This is a genomic window from Fibrobacter sp. UWB7 (assembly GCF_900142945.1).
In the GTDB taxonomy this organism is placed as follows: Bacteria; Fibrobacterota; Fibrobacteria; order Fibrobacterales; family Fibrobacteraceae; genus Fibrobacter.
Genome location: NZ_FRCO01000001.1, coordinates 607,775 through 626,094 on the forward strand (window position 1 = coordinate 607,775; position 18,320 = coordinate 626,094).

17 protein-coding genes are annotated in these 18,320 nt (G+C 53.1%); 2 read left to right on the forward strand and 15 right to left on the reverse strand.

Annotation, left to right across the window (positions count from 1 at the left end; genetic code table 11):
* Positions 1 to 53 precede the first annotated feature (53 nt).
* Genes ispF through nuoB form a run of 15 tightly spaced genes read right to left on the reverse strand, consistent with a single transcriptional unit; the run spans position 54 to position 15,527 of the window.
* Positions 54 to 539, reverse strand: coding sequence for a 2-C-methyl-D-erythritol 2,4-cyclodiphosphate synthase (gene ispF / locus BUC30_RS02525; RefSeq protein ID WP_073423378.1), 486 nt, complete (start codon positions 537 to 539; stop codon positions 54 to 56).
* A 52-nt stretch (positions 540 to 591) separates the two neighbouring features.
* On the reverse strand, positions 592 to 1,263 hold the full coding sequence (locus BUC30_RS02530; RefSeq protein ID WP_073423379.1) for a hypothetical protein: 672 nt from the start codon (positions 1,261 to 1,263) through the stop codon (positions 592 to 594).
* Between the two features lie 28 nt (positions 1,264 to 1,291).
* Positions 1,292 to 2,776, reverse strand: a complete 1,485-nt coding sequence (locus tag BUC30_RS02535) for an NADH-quinone oxidoreductase subunit N (RefSeq protein ID WP_073423380.1) — start codon at positions 2,774 to 2,776, stop codon at positions 1,292 to 1,294.
* Positions 2,766 to 4,406 carry a complex I subunit 4 family protein gene (locus tag BUC30_RS02540; RefSeq protein ID WP_073423381.1) on the reverse strand — a complete coding sequence of 547 codons (1,641 nt, stop codon included), beginning with the start codon at positions 4,404 to 4,406 and terminating at the stop codon, positions 2,766 to 2,768. Before BUC30_RS02540 ends, BUC30_RS02535 begins: the two co-directional genes overlap by 11 nt.
* Positions 4,406 to 6,349 (reverse strand): NADH-quinone oxidoreductase subunit L, encoded by a 1,944-nt coding sequence (gene nuoL / locus BUC30_RS02545; RefSeq protein ID WP_073423382.1) that lies wholly within the window; start codon positions 6,347 to 6,349, stop codon positions 4,406 to 4,408. The genes BUC30_RS02540 and nuoL overlap by 1 nt, the downstream gene beginning before the upstream one ends.
* A gap of 6 nt (positions 6,350 to 6,355) precedes the next feature.
* On the reverse strand, positions 6,356 to 6,670 hold the full coding sequence (nuoK, locus tag BUC30_RS02550; RefSeq protein WP_073423383.1) for an NADH-quinone oxidoreductase subunit NuoK: 315 nt from the start codon (positions 6,668 to 6,670) through the stop codon (positions 6,356 to 6,358).
* The gene (locus BUC30_RS02555) at positions 6,670 to 7,212 is read right to left on the reverse strand and encodes an NADH-quinone oxidoreductase subunit J family protein (RefSeq protein WP_014546782.1); all 543 of its coding nucleotides are present in this window, start codon (positions 7,210 to 7,212) and stop codon (positions 6,670 to 6,672) included. Before BUC30_RS02555 ends, nuoK begins: the two co-directional genes overlap by 1 nt.
* The gene (locus tag BUC30_RS02560) at positions 7,212 to 7,778 is read right to left on the reverse strand and encodes a NuoI/complex I 23 kDa subunit family protein (RefSeq protein WP_015732213.1); all 567 of its coding nucleotides are present in this window, start codon (positions 7,776 to 7,778) and stop codon (positions 7,212 to 7,214) included. The genes BUC30_RS02555 and BUC30_RS02560 overlap by 1 nt, the downstream gene beginning before the upstream one ends.
* Positions 7,778 to 9,133 (reverse strand): complex I subunit 1/NuoH family protein, encoded by a 1,356-nt coding sequence (locus BUC30_RS02565; RefSeq protein ID WP_073423384.1) that lies wholly within the window; start codon positions 9,131 to 9,133, stop codon positions 7,778 to 7,780. Before BUC30_RS02565 ends, BUC30_RS02560 begins: the two co-directional genes overlap by 1 nt.
* Entirely contained in the window at positions 9,133 to 10,803 is a 1,671-nt protein-coding gene (locus BUC30_RS02570; protein WP_244536452.1) for an NADH-quinone oxidoreductase subunit G, read from the reverse strand. Before BUC30_RS02570 ends, BUC30_RS02565 begins: the two co-directional genes overlap by 1 nt.
* Positions 10,727 to 12,034: an NADH-quinone oxidoreductase subunit NuoF gene (gene nuoF, locus BUC30_RS02575; protein ID WP_073423386.1), complete on the reverse strand. Its 1,308-nt coding sequence runs from the start codon at positions 12,032 to 12,034 to the stop codon at positions 10,727 to 10,729. The genes BUC30_RS02570 and nuoF overlap by 77 nt, the downstream gene beginning before the upstream one ends.
* A 2-nt stretch (positions 12,035 to 12,036) precedes the next feature.
* Positions 12,037 to 13,098 carry an NADH-quinone oxidoreductase subunit NuoE family protein gene (locus BUC30_RS02580; RefSeq protein ID WP_014546777.1) on the reverse strand — a complete coding sequence of 354 codons (1,062 nt, stop codon included), beginning with the start codon at positions 13,096 to 13,098 and terminating at the stop codon, positions 12,037 to 12,039.
* Complete coding sequence (locus BUC30_RS02585; RefSeq protein WP_073423387.1) at positions 13,095 to 14,288, reverse strand: NADH-quinone oxidoreductase subunit D; 1,194 nt, start codon at positions 14,286 to 14,288, stop codon at positions 13,095 to 13,097. Before BUC30_RS02585 ends, BUC30_RS02580 begins: the two co-directional genes overlap by 4 nt.
* Entirely contained in the window at positions 14,285 to 14,887 is a 603-nt protein-coding gene (locus BUC30_RS02590; RefSeq protein ID WP_073423388.1) for an NADH-quinone oxidoreductase subunit C, read from the reverse strand. The genes BUC30_RS02585 and BUC30_RS02590 overlap by 4 nt, the downstream gene beginning before the upstream one ends.
* A gap of 4 nt (positions 14,888 to 14,891) precedes the next feature.
* Positions 14,892 to 15,527 carry an NADH-quinone oxidoreductase subunit B gene (nuoB, locus tag BUC30_RS02595; protein ID WP_073423908.1) on the reverse strand — a complete coding sequence of 212 codons (636 nt, stop codon included), beginning with the start codon at positions 15,525 to 15,527 and terminating at the stop codon, positions 14,892 to 14,894.
* Positions 15,528 to 15,755: 228 nt separating this feature from the next.
* Here nuoB and BUC30_RS02600 point away from each other — a divergent pair, with 228 nt between their 5' ends.
* Positions 15,756 to 16,595 (forward strand): TIGR02147 family protein, encoded by an 840-nt coding sequence (locus tag BUC30_RS02600; protein WP_073423909.1) that lies wholly within the window; start codon positions 15,756 to 15,758, stop codon positions 16,593 to 16,595.
* A complete protein-coding gene (locus BUC30_RS02605; RefSeq protein ID WP_073423389.1) occupies positions 16,592 to 18,064 on the forward strand; it encodes a carboxypeptidase-like regulatory domain-containing protein in 1,473 nt (490 codons plus the stop codon). Before BUC30_RS02600 ends, BUC30_RS02605 begins: the two co-directional genes overlap by 4 nt.
* Positions 18,065 to 18,320 lie beyond the last annotated feature (256 nt).

An 18,320-nucleotide genomic window follows, 5' to 3' on the forward strand; every position in this document is an offset into this window, starting at 1 on the left:
TAGTCGGGAATACACTCGTGTCATCCTGAGCGGAATCGAGGGCTTGAGTAAAATTACAGACTGCGCACCATCGCAACAGCTTGGCTGGCAATGCCTTCGCCGCGACCCGTAAAGCCGAGTTTTTCCGTCGTCGTCCCCTTGATGCCAATCTGCTTCACATCCAGACCGAGCACGCGAGCGATATTTGCCTTCATCTGTTCCTTGTGCGGGTTTACCTTCGGGCGTTCGCACATCACGATGCTATCGATGTTGATGATTTCGTAGCCCGCCTTCTTGACTTCTTCGCCGACCTTGCGCAAAAGTTCCAGGCTGTCAGCGCCCTTGAACGCCGGATCCGTATCCGGGAAGTACGTGCCGATGTCGCCAAGACCCGCAGCCCCGAGCAAAGCATCGCTAATCGCATGCAAAAGCACATCCGCATCGCTGTGGCCGAGCAAGCCCTTTTCGTACGGGATATCAACACCACCGATAATGCACTTACGACCTTCCACCAGCTTGTGAACGTCAAAACCAATACCAGAACGATAAATCTTATCCATAATAATTCCTTTTTTTGCGCTTGGAAAAATAAAAAAATACAAGCAAAACCATTTAAACCATATTTGAAATTTTCCTAACTATTTCAAAAGCAGTAAAACCAACCATAAACTCGCTAACCCACACTAAAATGCGGATATATAAATCAGATCTTTTTTTCACAAATAGCAATACTATAATTAACCAAAGAGCAATAGATAGTAATGCCGCTCCAAAAAAGCCAAGCATTGGATTGGACGGGAATGCTGTTTGAAAAAATTTTGCAAGCCAAAAATTCAAAAAGACAACATTAGGCAAAACAATAAGGACATACACCAAAATTTTCGGAATTTCCTTAAGCACTAATGTCAATGAAATTCTTTTTTTCGGCATTGCTTCCATTGACTTTTCTTTAAAATCTTCTGTAAGGACTATTGACGGCTTCTCATTCAAAGCATTTTTTATTTCATGAAAAGCCGTTACCGAAGTTTCTTTTAGTTCCTCCCAATTATCATGTAAAGTAAACTGTTCCGCTTTTTCTTCAGCCCTCAAACGTTCCATAACAGCAGCATGATCCGGATTCGGAGCATCGCACCAAAGGCAACGAGGCATATCATCTTCGTACTTTTCACCACATTTCGGACAAATCATATTTAGTTCCTCTTCAAGAACAAAATACAAAAAAAACATCCCGACTTTTTCAGCCGGGACGTTTTTTAATTCGTTAGATCCTTCGACTCCGCGCATTGCGCTTCGCTCAGGATGACAAGTTTTACTAGCCAATCAAAGCAAGTGCCGGGCGAGCGCTAATCACGAGGAGTGCGATTGCGGACACGGCAACAGCAAAGCGGAGCAAGTAAACGTATGCGTAGTTTGCCTTGCAGCAGATATGATCACCACCGCAGCACTTGTCGTCCTTTGCCGGGGCAAAGAGCACGTAGGCAATGCGGAGGTAGTAAACTGCAGCCACCAAGGAGAGGCCAAAGCCGATAGCGGCAAGCCAGCCGAGGTCAGCATTGAAAGCTTCGGTGAACAGCGTGAACTTGGCAAGGAAACCTGCAACCGGCGGGAGGCCAGCAAGCGAAGCAAGGCACACGGCAACGCCAAGAGCCACAAACGGACGGCGACGGCCTGCACCCTGGAGGTCTTCGAGATTTTCCTTGCAATCATCCTTGCCCGACATGTAGGCAATGCCCGTCAAGGCTCCCGCAGAGGCAATCGCATAAGTGATGAGGAAGTAGAACATCGGGCCCATCTGGATTTCGCCCTTGCCGAGGTAATTCGGGACCAAGAGACCAATCACGATAAAGCCAGCGTTCATCACGGCAGAGAATGCCAAGATGCGACGCACAGACTTCTGAGCAAGGCCGCTAAATGCACCAATCACCATGGAGAGGATTGCAACAACCAAGACCACGTAGAAGAGCGGCTTGGACGGATTTGCGATAGTCACCTTTTCGGCGAGGTTCCATACCGCTTCGGCACCGGAGCGCGTCACGAGAACGCTTACCCAGACCGTACCGAGAGCGGCAAGAGCACCGACCTTCACGACAGCGGCCATAAAGCCCGTCACGGCGACAGAGGCGCCCGTATAGACATCAGCCACCCAGAAGTGGAGCGGAGCAGCGCCAGCCTTGAAGAGGAGGCCTGCTATCACAAAGAGCATACCAACGCTGTAGATTGCCATACGGCCTTCGAGCACGTGACCGCAGAAATGCGTCGAGCCCGTTGCACCGTAAATCAGCGAAACACCGTAGAGGAAGATGGCACTGAAAACAGCACCCGAAACGAAGTACTTGAACACACCTTCGTTTGCATTCACATCCTTACGACGGATGCCCACGAGAGCGTAAATCGGGAAGCTCGTGAGTTCCATAGCAATGAACAAGGCCACAAAGTCGATAGCCTGAGTCATGAGCATGGCACCGCTAGTAGCAAGCATCATGAGGCCATAAGCTTCACCGCCCTTGAACTGTTCACGACCAAGAGTCCACTGGAGGCCCGAAATACCGAGGAAACCGCAAAGGAGGATTGCAGCGCAAAGCACGCGGCGAACTGGGTCCATCGCGTAAAGGTTCAAGAGAGCTTCTGTCTTTGCGTAGTACAAAGCGGCAACGCTAAGAGCAATGAAGAAAGCAGCCACCCAAGGAAGAACCTTGTGCTTGTTTTCGTCGCGCAAGAACGGTTCAGCAGCGAGAGCCACCATGCCGCCCAAGACCACGAAGATCACCGGCAAGAGATAAACAAGATTACTTAGCATCGGAAGCCTCCTTCACAGATTTTTCAGATTTTGCATCAGCGGAAGCGTCGCCCTTCATCTGAGCGATGATCGAAGCGCGTTCGTCATCCTTGAAGCCGGCTGCGGCAAGCGTCGAATCCAGCTGGTGGATTTCTTCGGCTGTCATCGGAGCTTCGCCGTTATTGAGAGCAGCGCTGTTCAGCACCTGGACTGCAGCCGGATCTTCGTTCACGTCAGCTTCGTTGAGGGTATCCGTCACGTATGCCGGGTGGAAACCGAACACGAGGAGGAGCAAGAGCATCACGGCGATGCTAACGCCTTCGAGCGGCATCGTGCGACGGCCTTCTTCGTAATCACGAGCCTGCTTACCGAAAATAACCTTCTGGATGAAGCGGAGCATATATGCAGCGGAGAGAATCAAGGTGAAACCTGCCACGAGAGCCGGGAGCGGGCCCATGTCCCACAAAGCGAGGAGCACGGAGAATTCACCGACAAAGCCTGCCGTACCAGGAACAGCGAGAGCCATCACGCCGGCAAAGCCAAAGAGCGTCGAGAACACCGGATTCTTGGAAGAAAGACCGCCAAGCTGATCAAGTTCGCGCGTACCCGCCATGCGTTCTGCAATACCCATGAGGTAGAACTGAGCGCCAGCCGAAATGCCGTGAGCGACGAGCAACACGAGCACAGCCGGAAGCATAGCTTCGGAGAGGCTGAACACGCCAGCCACAGCGAGACCCAAATGGCCCATGGAGCTGAATGCGAGGAGCTTCTTGCCATCCGTTGCGCGGAGAGCCATGAGAGCGCCATAAACAGCAGTGAAGAGGCCAAGCCACATCAAGCCAGAGACAGCGTTCATCGAAAGCGGGAAAATCGGGAGGATCCAGACGATAAAGCCAAACACGCCAGCCTTACTCATTGCACCCGTGAGGATTGCAGAGAGCGGAGCCGGAGCTTCGGCGTAAGTGATCGCCTGCCAGCCGTGGAACGGGAAAATCGGAGTCTTCACGAGGAATGCCAAGAGGAAGCACACGAGAAGCACGTTCTGGGTTCCTTCCGGGAGGCCCTGGACAGCAACAGCGAGCGAGATGAGCGTCGAGTTATCGGCAATCGTCAAGATGTACCAGAGAGCGACCATCATCGGAGCAGAACCGATCAACGTGTAAATCGCAAACGTCATCGCAGCCTTCATTCTGTCCTTGCCACCGAAACCAGCGATGAGAACCGCAGCCGGAATCACCATAGCTTCGAAGAAGAAGAAGAAGAGCACTGCATCAGCCGCAAGGAAGGTGCCGTTCATGGCGCCCATCAAGGAGAAGATGCCGATAGCGAAGTTGCGATAGCTTCTGCTAGTAATTCCACGAGCAGAAATCAAGGACACGAGAGAAAGACCGCTGGAGAGGAACACCATCCAGGAGGCAAGTCCGTGACTCGTGAGGTAGTAGTAGACAGGTCCCTTGCAACCAGGAATCTGGAACCATTCAATAGCATCCGTCGAAACGCTACCGCCTGCGATCAAGGCGACAGACATGGCGGTAAAGCCGATGCCCATCAAAATGGCAAGGCGGGAAGAAGACTTGGAGTCTTCCTTGGACGTCATCACCATGAGGATGGCGGCAACGAACGGAGCGAGGACAAGGAGATGTAACAGCATTAGAGAGTACCTCCAGTCAAAATAACAATAGCCAACAACGCCACCAGCCCAAGAATGCTAAGGGCAATCTGGAGGCGAACCTTGCGCACCTGGAACGAGGCGGCGCCGTCACCGAGAATCGTTGCGATTGCACCAATCGTCCACTGGGCTGCCGCGAGAATCTTGTCGACAACGACATCGCAGATCCATGCAAGCACGTTGACCGGGATGATGCCTACGTACTTGTGGATGGAATCGAACAGGAACGTCCATGTAGCCTTGCCACCTTCAGGAGCGGAGCTACCCTTAGCAGCCGGGATACGGGCGTTAGCGTAAATCTTGTAAGCGATGAACATACCGAGAAGTGCTGCCACCGTACCGAGAGCGGCAAAGACCACCGGATTCACGTGAGTAACCACAGCCGGAGTGTTGTAAGCCTGGGCGGCGCCAACGACCGGAGCGAGCGTTTCAGCAAAGAACTTGATGCCGATGGAATCAGCCCAAAGGTAACCGGCAAACACGGCACCGAAAGCGAGAATCACCATCGGGATGAGCATGACAGCCGGAGCTTCGTGGATGTGTTCTTCACTTTCCTTGGAACCGCGGTAGCTACCGAAGAACGTAAGGATAATGAGGCGACCCATGTAGACAGCGGTAATCACAGCCGTAATGAGGCCCACGACGTAAACAGCCTGGCCCATCGTGCCACTCATGAAAATCTTTTCGAGAATCAGGTCCTTAGACCAGAAACCGGAGAAGCCCGGGAAGCCGACAATCGCGAGGAACGCAAAGATCATCACGCAGGCAGTCACCGGAGTCTTCTTCAAAAGGCCACCCATCTTGCGCATGTCCTGTTCGCCCGAGAGAGCGTGAATCACGGCACCAGCGCCTAGGAAGAGTGCAGCCTTGAAGAAGGCGTGCGTAAACACGTGGAAGATAGAAGCGTCAAAGGCGCAAACACCAGAAGCCATGAACATGTAACCGAGCTGGCTAATGGTAGAGTAAGCAAGCACCTTCTTGATGTCGTTCTGGAAAAGACCTGCAACAGCAGCCCAGAAAGCAGTGAGCATACCGACCACCACGATAATGTCGAGCACCACCGGGAGGAGGGCAAACATGCTGCCGAGACGGGCGAGCAAGTAGACACCAGAAGTCACCATCGTTGCGGCATGGATCAAGGCAGAAACCGGAGTCGGACCCGCCATAGCATCCGGAAGCCAGGTAAGGAGCGGAATCTGAGCAGACTTACCCGTGCAACCGATGAAGAAGAGGATACCAGCGATAGAGAGAACCGGGATAACCAGGTCAACGTGGTTACCGCTGATGACCATGCTGATGAAGTTCGTAAGCACATCGTAGTTGAGGATAGCAGAGCCACCGATTGTCACGAGGCAGAGCATACCGAGCAAGAAGCCGATATCGCCCACGCGGTTCACGATGAAAGCCTTGTTAGCGGCATGGCAGTTCTTGATATCCTTGTTCCAGAAACCGATGAGGAGGTAGGAGCAGAGGCCCACGCCTTCCCAACCGAGGAACGTGAGGAGCAAGTTGTCCGAGAGCACGAGCACGATCATACTGAACAAGAAGAGGTTGATGTAGGCGAAGTAACGGGCAAAGCCGCGGTCGCCGTGCATGTAACCGATCGAGTAGAGAGCGATGAGGGAGCCGATGCCTGTCACGAACAGGAGCATGATGCGGGAAAGACCATCGAACAGGAATCCGATATCCACGCGGAACATCGGGATGTCGATCCAGTTGCAGAGCATTTCACGGACGCCGCCTTCCGGCATGTTGAGCGAAAGGAGAGCAACACCCGCAAAGGAGAGTGCCGGGAAGAGGACTGCGAGCGTTCCAACGAAACCTTCAGCAGGTCCCTTCTTGCTACCCGAAGAAATGACGGCGATAGCACCGAGGATAATGCATCCCAACAACGGGAAGAGAGGTATCAAACCAAGAGAAATCATTGCTTATTACCCCTTCATGTTAGAATACGTGTCGGCGTCAACGCTTTCACGGTTGCGGAAAATGAGGATGACCATGGCAAGACCGACGCAAGCTTCAGCTGCAGCGACTGCGATGGAGAACAGCGGAACCACCTGGCCCACAATGCTTGCATCCGCAGGCAGAGTCTTTGCAAAGCCCACGAAGGAGAGGTTCACGGCGTTCAGGGCAAGTTCAACGCCCATCAGCACAAAGAACACATTGCGGCGAGAGACCGCGACCATGAGGCCGATGGCGAAAATGACCAGGGCCAAAATCTGAACATATATAGCTTGGAGTTCCATTAGTGTTTATCCTCCGTTTTTTCGGATTCCACAGAACCAAGGCGCTTCTTGGCGAGAAGCACTGCGGCACCCATGGCAGAAAGCAGAAGCACACCGAGGACTTCGAAAAGCACGAAGTAACCAGGGCCGCTCTGAGCTACATCAAAGAGAGTCTTGGAAGTGATTGCCACAGAACCGCGAACCGTTGCAGCATCAAAGGCGATCGGGGCGCGGACGAGGGCAAAGCCCACGAGACCGGCAAGCACGATGACGGCAGGAATCACAAAGAGCGAAACCTTGTCAAACATCGGCGTGTGGGAGTCACGGGCGCCATTCAAGACCATGATCACGAACGTGAGGAGCATCATGATTGCTCCTGCGTAGACCATGATCTGCACGACGCCGAGGAACGGGCTTCCGAGAAGGCCGTAGATACCGGCAAGGGACACCATCGAGGCGACCAGCGAGAGGGCGCCATAAAGCGGGTGTCTAGAGAGGAGCACGCAAACGGCACTGCCGACTGCGATTACTGCGAGGACAATGAAATAAATCAATGCAAGCATTATTTGACCTCCATGCCCCAGACCTTGCGGGCCTCGGCATTCTTTGTACCGCCCGGAGCCATCTGGCTCTGTTCGTCATTCGGGTAATCCTTCGGATCCCAGTTGGTGAGATCGTAAAGGTGTGCCACGAAGTCTTCGCGGGAACGGTGTTCGAAAATGATTTGCTTCGTATCCATGCGGAGGGCATCGACCGGGCAGGCTTCGGCGCAAAGGCCGCAGAACACGCAAGTCAAGTGATCGATGTCAAAGCGCATCACGCGCTTTTCGATACGCGGGTCATCGCTCTGCGTTGCCTCGATGAAGATGCAGTGGGCAGGGCAAGCCGCAGCGCACATGCCGCAGGCCACGCAGCGAGGCGTACCATCCGGGCGAAGCATCAAGCGGTGCTTGGCACGGTAGGTATTGCGGATTTCGGGCTGACCTTCCGGATAAGAAATCGTCGGAAGTTCTTCATAGCGGAACAAGCCACGAGCCGCATGCTTAAGGGTTGTCCACAGACCGCGAATCGCCTCGAAAATGTAAAGGCGTTCGATGACGGTCATCGGTTTTTGCTTAATAACGCGCATTAGTTACCCCCTAAAAGTTTTGCAATGACCGCAGTCACCACGAGGTTGATGAGGGCGATATTCAAGATAATCTTCCAGCCGAGGTGCATCACGTGGTCATAGCGGAAGCGCGGGAGCGTCCAGCGGACCCAAATCCAGACCCAGCAGAAGATGAGGCTCTTTGCCACAAGAACGAGCAAGTGGATGAGTGCCGTACCGACTGCGGTTGCAAAGCTACCGACAGCGAGGCCGTTCACCACGAAGTTTTCAGGATTGTAGAAGAACCAGGCGGCAACACCGAGAGCTATGAATGCTGCGGTTGCAACCCAAGCCACAATCTTGTAAAGCTTGTATTCCTTGAGAATTTCAAAGCGGTTTGTAAGATTCGTTGCCTTGAGCTTTCTGGAATAGCGGTAAATCATGTGGAGGAAAGCGAGAGCGATGAAAGCGAGCACGCCACAGAGAATGGCAAGGGAGCCGCCCATGTGTTCCTGCATCGTTTCGGTCGTCACGAACGGAACTGCATAACCGCCAAGGAACAGCGTTGCAATGAGGAAGCTGTTGATGCAGATATGCGAGTATTCGCCCATGTAGAAGAGACCAAACTGCATAGCGCCATATTCCGTATGGTAACCGGCGACGAGTTCAGGTTCACCTTCGGCAACGTCGAACGGAGCACGGCCCGTTTCAGCAATGCTTGCAATGAGGAAGCAGAAGAATGCGACCGGCTGGGCGACAATGCCCCACACGTGATTTTCCTGCCACTGCACAATGTCCGTGAGGTTGAAAGAACCGGCGAGGAGCAAAATGCCCATGAGCGAAAGTCCGAGGCAGACTTCGTAGCTGATGGTCATGGAGCTCGTACGGAGAGCGCCCAAGAAGCTGTACTTGGACTTGGAAGCCCAACCAGCGAGCATGGCACCGTAAGCCGAGATCGAGGAGAAACCGAAGAGCAAGAGCACGCCCACATCGGAATCGATGATGGAACCTGCAATGCGAACCGTTTCGCCACCCCAGTCAAAGATCATCGGTCCAAACCACGGGATCACGCACGGAGAGAGGAACACTATAGCGAACGGGATTGCCGGAGCTACATAGTAAAGGAGCTTGTTCACGCCAGCAGGTGCAAACATTTCCTTGAAGAAGAGCTTCGTACCGTCGCACATGTTCTGCACGTAACCGAGCAAGCGGATCTTGCCGAAGTACGGGATCTTGATGTAGGAGCGGTTCGGGCCCTGACGGTCTTGCATGAAGCCAGCGCCACGACGTTCCATCGGGATTAAAAGGAGGATGTAAAGGACAGGTACGAAGCAGAAAGCGAACTTCGCAATCGTAATTGCCCATTCAATCCAGGTTTTGGATTCAATAATATCCATTATGCGTTACCTCCCAGGAGCTTTCCTGTGCTCTTGATGGCATCATAGGTAATGTCGGCGAAAGCCGGCACGTATTCACGAGCCTTCTTGAAAGCTTCGCAAGCCGAATTGAACTTGTTGCCAGCCAAAGCGGAAATCACTTCGTAAGCCGGGGCAAGCTTTTCGTCCGGGCAAGTCGGAGCAGCAGAGAGCTTCTGCAAGATGTTGAGGCTGTTGACCATCGTACCCTGGACTTCGCTCCAGTGGCAGATACCGAAAGCGACCTTCGCCTTCTTGGCGGTAGCGTCATCGAAAGCGGAAAGAGCGATGCGGTTCGAAATCTTGTCGAGAGCCTTCGCTGCAGCAGCGTCTTCGCCGTAGAGGTCAGCGTTCACCGTGATGAGGTTGCTGAATTCGCCTGCGCGCTTGAGGAGTTCTGCAACATCTGCAAAACCCATGAGCTGCATGCCGGCACGGTTTGCCACCGGGTCACCGCTTTTTGCGATACCGTCCGGAGCGTTCACCTTGAGGAGGGAACCACCGAAGAGTTCGGCACGGTCACCGAGAGCTTCCTTGAGCATCTTGAGAGCGGCGAGGTCTTCGTTCGTGCAAGCGCCACCAGCAACGAGAGCGACCTTACCGCCAACCAGCTGGAGTGCAGAAGCGTCGATTGCCGGCAAGCGGTTCTTGTCGAACTGCTGGAACGCAAGACGGCTCGTGTTAGAGAGCCAGCTGCGGTTCACTTCCGGGTTGCAACGCGGCATCACGCGGTAGATGCGGCCATCGGCGTGGTCAAGCCAGATGTTTGCACCGAGGGAATCGTCCATCGAAATCGTCGGCGTGTGGGCAAGGAGCCAAACGCGCTTCTGGAAGCGGAAGTACTTTGCCGTCATGGCGCCCGTCGGGCATACATCCGTAACGCAGAGGTCGTATTCATGGTCGAGCTTTTCGCCCGGGAAGGTAGTAATGTAAGTATGGTCGGCACGGCCAGCAAGCTGGAGCTGTTCGTCCTTCGCGATGCTACGCATAAAGCGTACGCAACGGTCGCACTGCACGCAACGTTCTTCGTCGAGCAAAATGCGCGGACCGATGTCCACATGCTTACCGCCACGGAGCTGACCCTTCGCATCAATGAACTGATGTTCCGGATTGCCGTGGTAATTCTTGCCGTATTCCGGACGGAGGCGGCCTTCGTTCTGGCCTGCTTCCATGTAGTTTTCCTGCAAGGTGCATTCACCGGCCTTGTCGCAAATCGGGCAATCGAGCGGGTGGTTCACCAGCATGAATTCCTGTGTGGCCTTGCGGGCGTTCTTCACGCGGGCGCTAGATGCCGGCGTATAAATCTTCATACCCGGAGTCACAGGAGTATAGCACGAAATCACGAGCATGCGACCACGCGGGCCTTCCTGCTCTACCAGGCACTGACGGCAGTTACCCGACACCGGCAAATACGGATGATAACATACGTGAGGAGTTTCAATCCCGACAGCCTTCAAGGCTTCGAGGAGGTTGGTATCGCCAGGAACCATCACGGCCTTGTCATCCACGAAGATTTCCACCTTCGGGCTTGCTTCGGTCGGGAGTTTCGGCATATTGTAGTAGTTACTCATATTATTACCAGAAAATTCCAGGACGACTTGTTTCTTGAATACGCGGTTTTGCGTGTTCGGGGTTCTTAGCGATATATTCATCAAAGTCCGCACGGAACTTTGCAGTGTAGCTCGAAACCGGGCCACCCAAAGAAATGGAGAGCGGGCAAATCGTCACGCCACCAAATCCGCTAGAAAGGCTCTGCATCAGTTCCACATCGCCATCGTGACCGTTGCCGGCCACCATCTGGTTCAAGATGCGGTGCAAGAGGCCTGTACCTTCACGGCACGGTGTGCACTGGCCGCAAGATTCATGGCTGTAGAAGTTGCCGAGGCAATTCAAGAGGTCTGCCATGTTGTGCGTATCGTTAATCACAATCATAGCGCCAGAACCAAACATCGTCTTCATCGAGGCGAGGCATTCGTAGTCCATCGTGGCGACAGCTGCTTCTTCTGCAGTGAGCGGAGCGCACGAGGAACCGCCCGGGAGCACAGCCTTGAGCTTGCCACCCACAACGCCACCGGCGTAATCGTTAATCATAGTCATCATCGGAGTGCCGAGAGGAGCTTCGTACACGCCCGGGTTCTTCACGTCACCGGAAATGCAGAACACCTTCGTACCACCGGCGCGCGGCGTACCCATCTTGGCGTAGTCGCTCGGGTCGTGGCTCAAAATCCACGGAAGCGACATGATGGTTTCGACGTTGTTCACGCAAGTCGGGGACTTCCAGGCACCGCAAACTGCCGGGAACGGCGGCTTCAAGCGCGGTTGACCCTTCTGGCCTTCAAGAGAGTTAATAAGAGCAGTTTCTTCACCGCAAATGTAGGCGCCAGCACCGCGATGCACAAAGATATCAAAGCTGAACTTCGTGCCGCAAATGTTCTCGCCGAGGTAGCCAGCAGCATAAGCCTGGTTCAAAGCCTTGTTCAAGGCTTCGATGCACGGGAGGAATTCGCCACGGCAGTAGATGTAGGCTGCGCGAGAGCCAAGAGCCCAAGCGGCAATGATAAGGCCTTCAATCAAGCGGTGCGGATCTTCGAGCATGAGGAAGTGGTCCTTAAAGGTACCGCCTTCGCCTTCGTCAGCGTTTACGACAATGTAAACCGGCTTGCCCGTACCACGCGGCACAAAGCTCCACTTCATGCCAGTCGGGAAGCCTGCACCACCGCGTCCGCGGAGGTTAGAACGTTGCACGTAATCGATGAGCTCAAACTGGCTCATGTTGAACAAGCGTTCAGAAATGTTGGAGTAGCCACCCAGCTTCTTATAGACTTCGATGTCCTGGGCGCCCTTGCCAAAGTTCTGCGTACAAACTTTTACACATTCAGCCATAATTAAACCGCCTTTTGTTCCGGTGCGGGCTTCTGCTTAGTCACAGCAACAGCCGAGGGTTTAGCAACACGTTCACCGGAGGTCGCAATCATACGGTATTCGTCGCCGACCTTTCCGTTCGGGTCCACAAAAGCCTTGTCCTTCACACCCGGCTCGCCCACGGCAACCCAGTCATTGCCGTTCTTCTTTTCAACGACAATCTTCGTGAATTCCGGAGCGCCCTTCCAAGTGAGGGTAGCGCCCGTTTCGTCAGCTTCGGACTTGACATTCAAAACCGGAGAAGGAGGAGCGTAGTCAGCAACCTGCGGCTTTGCAATAGCACCCGGAGCGCCCGGATGACCGCAGTGACCCTTCACCGTACCGCCGAGCACATCGTGCTTCGGGATGTTGTCTTCATGAGCATAGCACCACTTGAGGATGCGGTCGATGCTGTCGGTCGTAAGCTTTGTACCCGGCTTCATCGTGAGCACGTCGCCATCAGCGTCTGTAGCGAAGTCGTCGTTCACGAGCATCATCGGGCCGTTACCGCAAGAACCGAGGCATTCCACCTGGAGGATCGTAAAGAGACCATCCGGAGTCGTTTCGCCCGTCTTGATGTTCAAAGCATGTTCCACATAAGCGATAAGGCTCGGAGCGCCCTTGATCGTGCAGCTGATGTTACGGCAGAACTGCAAGAGGAACTTGCCCTTCGGAGCGTGGTTGTACATTGTGTAGAACGTAGCAACGCCAAGAGCATGAGCCGGAGCGCAACCGCAGACGTTTGCAGCCCAGCGGATACCTTCACGCGGCACCCAGCCAAACACGCCCTGCACAAGCCAGAGCACTTCGAGAAGTGCTGCCTGACCGACCGGATAGCGGCTGAGCAAATCAGCGCAGCGTTCCTTGATTTCAGGCGTATTGAGCTTAGCGAGCACTTCAGCCGTAGGCGGCTGCGGCACAGGCTTGTTCACATAGCCAAACTTCTGGCCCGGATCCGGCAAAGCATCAATCGGCTGCGCCGGACGGTCGAACTTCAAATGATTGTTCGAGACAAATTGGACAGCGCCAGTAATATGTTCTCTCATCGGTCAAGTTCTCCAGCAATAATGTTGAGACCCGAAAGCACGGCCATGGAGTCAGCCAAGAGACCGCCTTCGACGAGTTCATGGAATGCAGCAAACTGCGTGAGGCAAGGCGGACGCACCTTGATGCGGTACGGATGGCCAGAGCCGTCAGAAATAATCGTGAAGCCAAGTTCACCGTTAGCGCATTCGGAACCGCAGTAGTATTCGCCTTCCGGAACGCGGATGCCTTCGTAAACGCTCTTGAAGCGACCGATAAGGCCTTCCATATCCTGGTAAGCAAGCTTGTGAGCCGGCACGCGGATACGCGGATCGACGATATCGACCGGGCCCGGAGCGAGGCGCTTCAAAGCCTGGCGCACAATCTTCACGGATTCTTCAATTTCAGCCAAACGAACCTGCAGACGGTCATTGCAGTCGCCCTGAGTGCCGACCACGACTTCCCAGTCGTAGGTTTCGTAATCGTAATACGGTTCGTCCTTGCGGAGGTCAGAAGCGACACCGGATGCACGGAGGCAGGGGCCCGTCCAGCCATAGCTGATAGCCTTTTCAGCAGAGATCTTGCCGATGCCCACCGTACGGTCGAGGAAGATGCGGTTTCTATCCAAGCAGGCGTGCAAGTCCTTCAATGCCTTTTCGGTAGAATTGAGGGCTGCGAGAACGTCCTGTTCAAAACCTTCGTAGCTATCGCGGTAGAGACCGCCAATGCGAGCAAAGCTGTTCGTAAGGCGTGCACCTGTGAGCTTTTCCCAGATGCACATGATTTCTTCACGCGGGTTGAAGGCGTACATGAACGGAGTCGTACCGCCCAAGTCCTGGAACGCAGCAGCAACGCACACAAAGTGGTCGTTGATACGGGAAAGTTCGTTCACAATCACGCGGAGCACCTTGCAGCGTTCCGGGATTTCAACACCGAACATGTTTTCGACTGCACGGCAGAACGCAATGTTGTTCATGATAGCAGAGCAGTAGTTCAAGCGGTCCGTGTACGGGACAACTTGCTGCCAAGTGCCGCGTTCGACCATCTTTTCGAACCCGCGGTGCAGGTAGCCGATTTCTTCGACTGATGCCACGATGGTTTCACCATCCATAGCGGTCAAGAATCGCAAGCAACCATGAGTTGCCGGGTGGCTAGGCCCAACGTTCAAGGGCATCAAATTCAGCTTTTCGCCATTCGGATCTAATACGATCATGCCTTGATACTCCCTTCCAAAAATTCATTGTCGTTCGTTTCCACTTCCTTAGAGCGCTGGATGACCTTGTAGCCAAGTTCTTCGAGACGCTTTTCGAGTTCCGGAAGCAGGTAGTCGTTTGTCGAGAGCCACTGGCGCTTCTGGGCAGGGTAATCCTTGCGGAGCGGATGGCCAACAAATTCAACGTGGTTCAACAAGCGGCGGAGGTCCGGATGACCTTCAAAAATCACACCGAACTGGTCATAGACTTCGCGTTCGTACCAGTTCGCATTGGCGTAGAGGTCGCTAATCGTCGGGACCTTGAGGCTTTCTTCGGACACCAGCACCTTAAGACGGATGCGGGCACCCGGATTCTTCATGCTCTTGAAAGCATAAGAAACAGCAAAGCGCGGGCCTTCGTGATTCGGGTAAGTCAAGTAGTCGATACCGGCAATGTCCACGAGCATATCGAACTTGATGCCGGATTCTTCCTTGAGGAACTGGACTGCGTTATGCAGATAGGGAGCAGCAACGACAGCCGTGATGCCCCACTTGTCGAGCGGTTCACGCTTGACGTCAAACTTTCCTTCAAGGGCGGCGAAGATTTCTTCAACAGTCATTCTTCTACTCCTTCCAGAACTGGGCTTTCTTTACAAGATTTTCTTGTTTTTCTTTCATGAAGTCCTTGATGTCCACGACCTTTTCGCGGGCGCAGGCGGCCGCTTCACGCTTTGCTTCGGCAGTCTTCACCTTGATCAATTCAAGCTGTTCCTTGACGCTTTCGGCACGCTGCTTCATGAAGGATTCGTCTTTGACCTTCTTCTGCAAGTCAAACATGGCATCGAAGAAGGCTTCCGGACGCGGAGGGCAACCACCGATATACACATCCACCGGGATAATGTGGTCGATACCAGGAACCGTGCAATAGCAGTCGTAGAAACCGCCAGAGCAAGCGCAAGCGCCCATGGCAATCACCCAACGGGGTTCAGCCATCTGTTCGTAGATGCGCTTCAAGATCGGAGCCTGTTTGTAAGTGATCGTACCGGAAACAAGCAGCACATCGGACTGACGCGGCGTAAAACGCACGTATTCAGAACCGATACGTGAAAGGTCGTAACGACCCACTTCCGTACTCATGAATTCGATTGCACAACAAGCCGTACCGTAAGGGAACGGCCACAAGGAATTGGAGCGCCCCCAGTTGACCAAAAAGTCAAGCGAGGACGTAATGATATTCGGCTTTTCTGCCTCATTACCCATAGGAGTTACCTCATAAAATTCGCGCCTAAAGATAGAAACTTTCGTGACCGAGCGCACAAAAAACGTAAAGCCAACACACAGGAAAAGCACCATTCCCCGCCCAATCTTCAAATGCAACAAAAATGTAAGAAACGGACGGAAGGCAAGAGAAAGGAGGAAAATCACATTTTAATGTTATTTCTCAAAAAATGTTCTCATCTTAGTTCTCATAAATATTATATTAAGCACGTGGAAAACTATATCGACATTTACCAATTTACGCACTTCCGCAAGTACTTGGAAGAATACCAGGCGGCTAGAGTCCAGTCCGACCCGGAATTTACCCGTACCGGAATCTGCAATATGCTCGGCCTCCCCAAGACACGTAGCTACTTTGCCGATGTTCTCAGAGGGAAAAAGGTCAGCCCCCGCATGACAGCCAAGTTTATCGAAGTCCTCGGCCTCAACAAGAAAGCCGCAAAGTACTTCGAAACGATGGTGAAGCTCGACCAGGCAAAAACCGAGACAGCTCGTAGCGCTGCCATGGAAGAACTCCTGCACCTGCACCCGAATCCGCAGCATATCCTTGATTCGAACACCTACGAATACTATAACCATTGGTACCATAGCGCAATGTTTGCTATTCTTGATGCTATGGACGTTACAGATGACTTAAACCCCGTACAAAAGAGAATCTTCCCGAAAATTCCACTAGGGAAGCTCAAGGACTCGCTCGCCCTTCTCGAAAAGCTTGGACTCGCCCGCAAGAACGAATCCGGTTTTTGGAAGCCGACCAAGGAATCCATCTCCAGCGGTCCGTACAACAATGCGGAACTCATCAAGCAGTACCAGCTGCAATGTTTTGAACTTTCAAAGCAGGCGCTCATCACGCGCCCCAAGATGCCGACCGTCATGAGCACGCTCACGTTCAGCATCTCGAACAACGCCTACAAGAAGCTTGAATCCGAACTCCAGGAATTCAAGGCAAAGGCAAGACGCATCATCAGCGAAGATAACGAAAAGGCAAATGGCGTTTACCAGATGAACCTGCACTTGTTCTCTAACCTCGATCCGGAGGTTAAGGCATGATGAATTTTAAGATTATAAATACAGCAGGGATTTTTGCCCTCGCATCGATTTTCTCCGCCTGTACCGACGAAAACCACGCCGGCGTGCTCACGGAAACTGAATCCGGCACGACCATCGCAAGTATCGTCATCGACGGAAATGGCTCCCCTGTCGTAAGCGCAAGAGTTAGCCTCCTCTCGGCAAACCACGTCGCCACGCGCATGGCCCCCATCAAGACAGCCACGACGGACAAAGATGGCAAATACACCATCGACAGCGTCTCTGCTGGCGAATACGCCTTGCAGATTAGCAACACCGAAAACACGCAGTCCGCCTACCAGACGATCACAGTCGAAGAAAACAAGACCGACTTGCAGACCATAAACGTCCCCGAAGCAAAGCTCGAAGAGAACGCAAGCCTTGAACTCGACCTCAGCACGTATGACCTCGTCAAAGGTGACACGCTCTGCATCACGGGTACACTCAGCTGCACAGGCGTGAGCGAAAGCGACATCAAGTCTGGAACCCTTACCATCGACGAGATTCCGCCCGCTGAATTCACGAACATCATTCTCATCAGAGGCTCCGGTCGCGACACCACGTCAAAGCACGTCAAGTGGGACTTTGTCCCTGGCGAAAAACTCGAAGTCTCTTCAGAATTCGTAACAGTCAACGTTGCTGAAGAAGCATTGAATGCCGCAAAGAAGTTGAACGGCAACAAGACGCTCGAATCCATGATTGTTCCGGTAACGATCCCCACGAAGGTCAAGAACCCAGTTCTCATTGACAACAACGGAGACTCGCTCGCAGTCTTTAAAGCCGAAAACGATGCGGACTCGTCGCTTTACTTCACGGCAATTCCAAGCATTGACGCAGGTACATACAAATTCACAGTCACATCAAGCGAATCCGTTTACAAGACTTCGGAAATTTCCAGAGTGTTTGCCGAATCCAAATCAGGCTTGTCCGTCACCGAAGGTGATTTCATGAATGCGTTCATCACGGACACGTCAAGCAACAGCCTCGGCATCAGCTTCTGGATTGAAGAAGACGGCAGCAAAATCGCAGAAAGCGATTCCTTGTTCCTCGATTCCAAGGAAAACGACGTCACGTACCGACTGAGAACAGGTGAAAAGCCGGAACAGCTCTGCGCCAACTTCTACAGAAGAGTCTCAAAAGACACGACGTATACGGATTCGTTTCCTGAACTCGGTAACTCTTACTGCCACGATGTCTTGGACGGGGAACGCCATCACTACGCCTTGTACATCAAGGCAAACCATGTCGTTATCGCCATTGACGGAAAGACCGTCGAAGACACCAAGATGAAAAACGCCTTCATCATATTCCCGGGCTTCGTCACAGGAAACCACAAGCTCAAGAACCTGACCGTATTCTCGCTCAAGCAATCCGCGATTGCCCAAAGCAACGACAACGGCTGGGAACGCCTCCAAGCCTGGCTCAACGCATACTACACAATGCAGAAGTAATCAAAACTTCGTCATCCTGAACGAAGTGAAGGATCCAGTTACAATATTCATTATGTCATGCCCGCCTCCGCGCGGGCATCTCCTTTTTATTGTCATCCCGAGCAGTCATCCTCAAAACAGTCATTCTCGACCGAAGGGAGGGAAACCATTATTTCTGGAAAGTCACTTGTCGAAGGATATAAAAAAAACACCACCCCCAAAAAATCTGAGGTGGTGTGTTAAATCAGCGAAGCTGATTTCAAGGACAATCTACTTT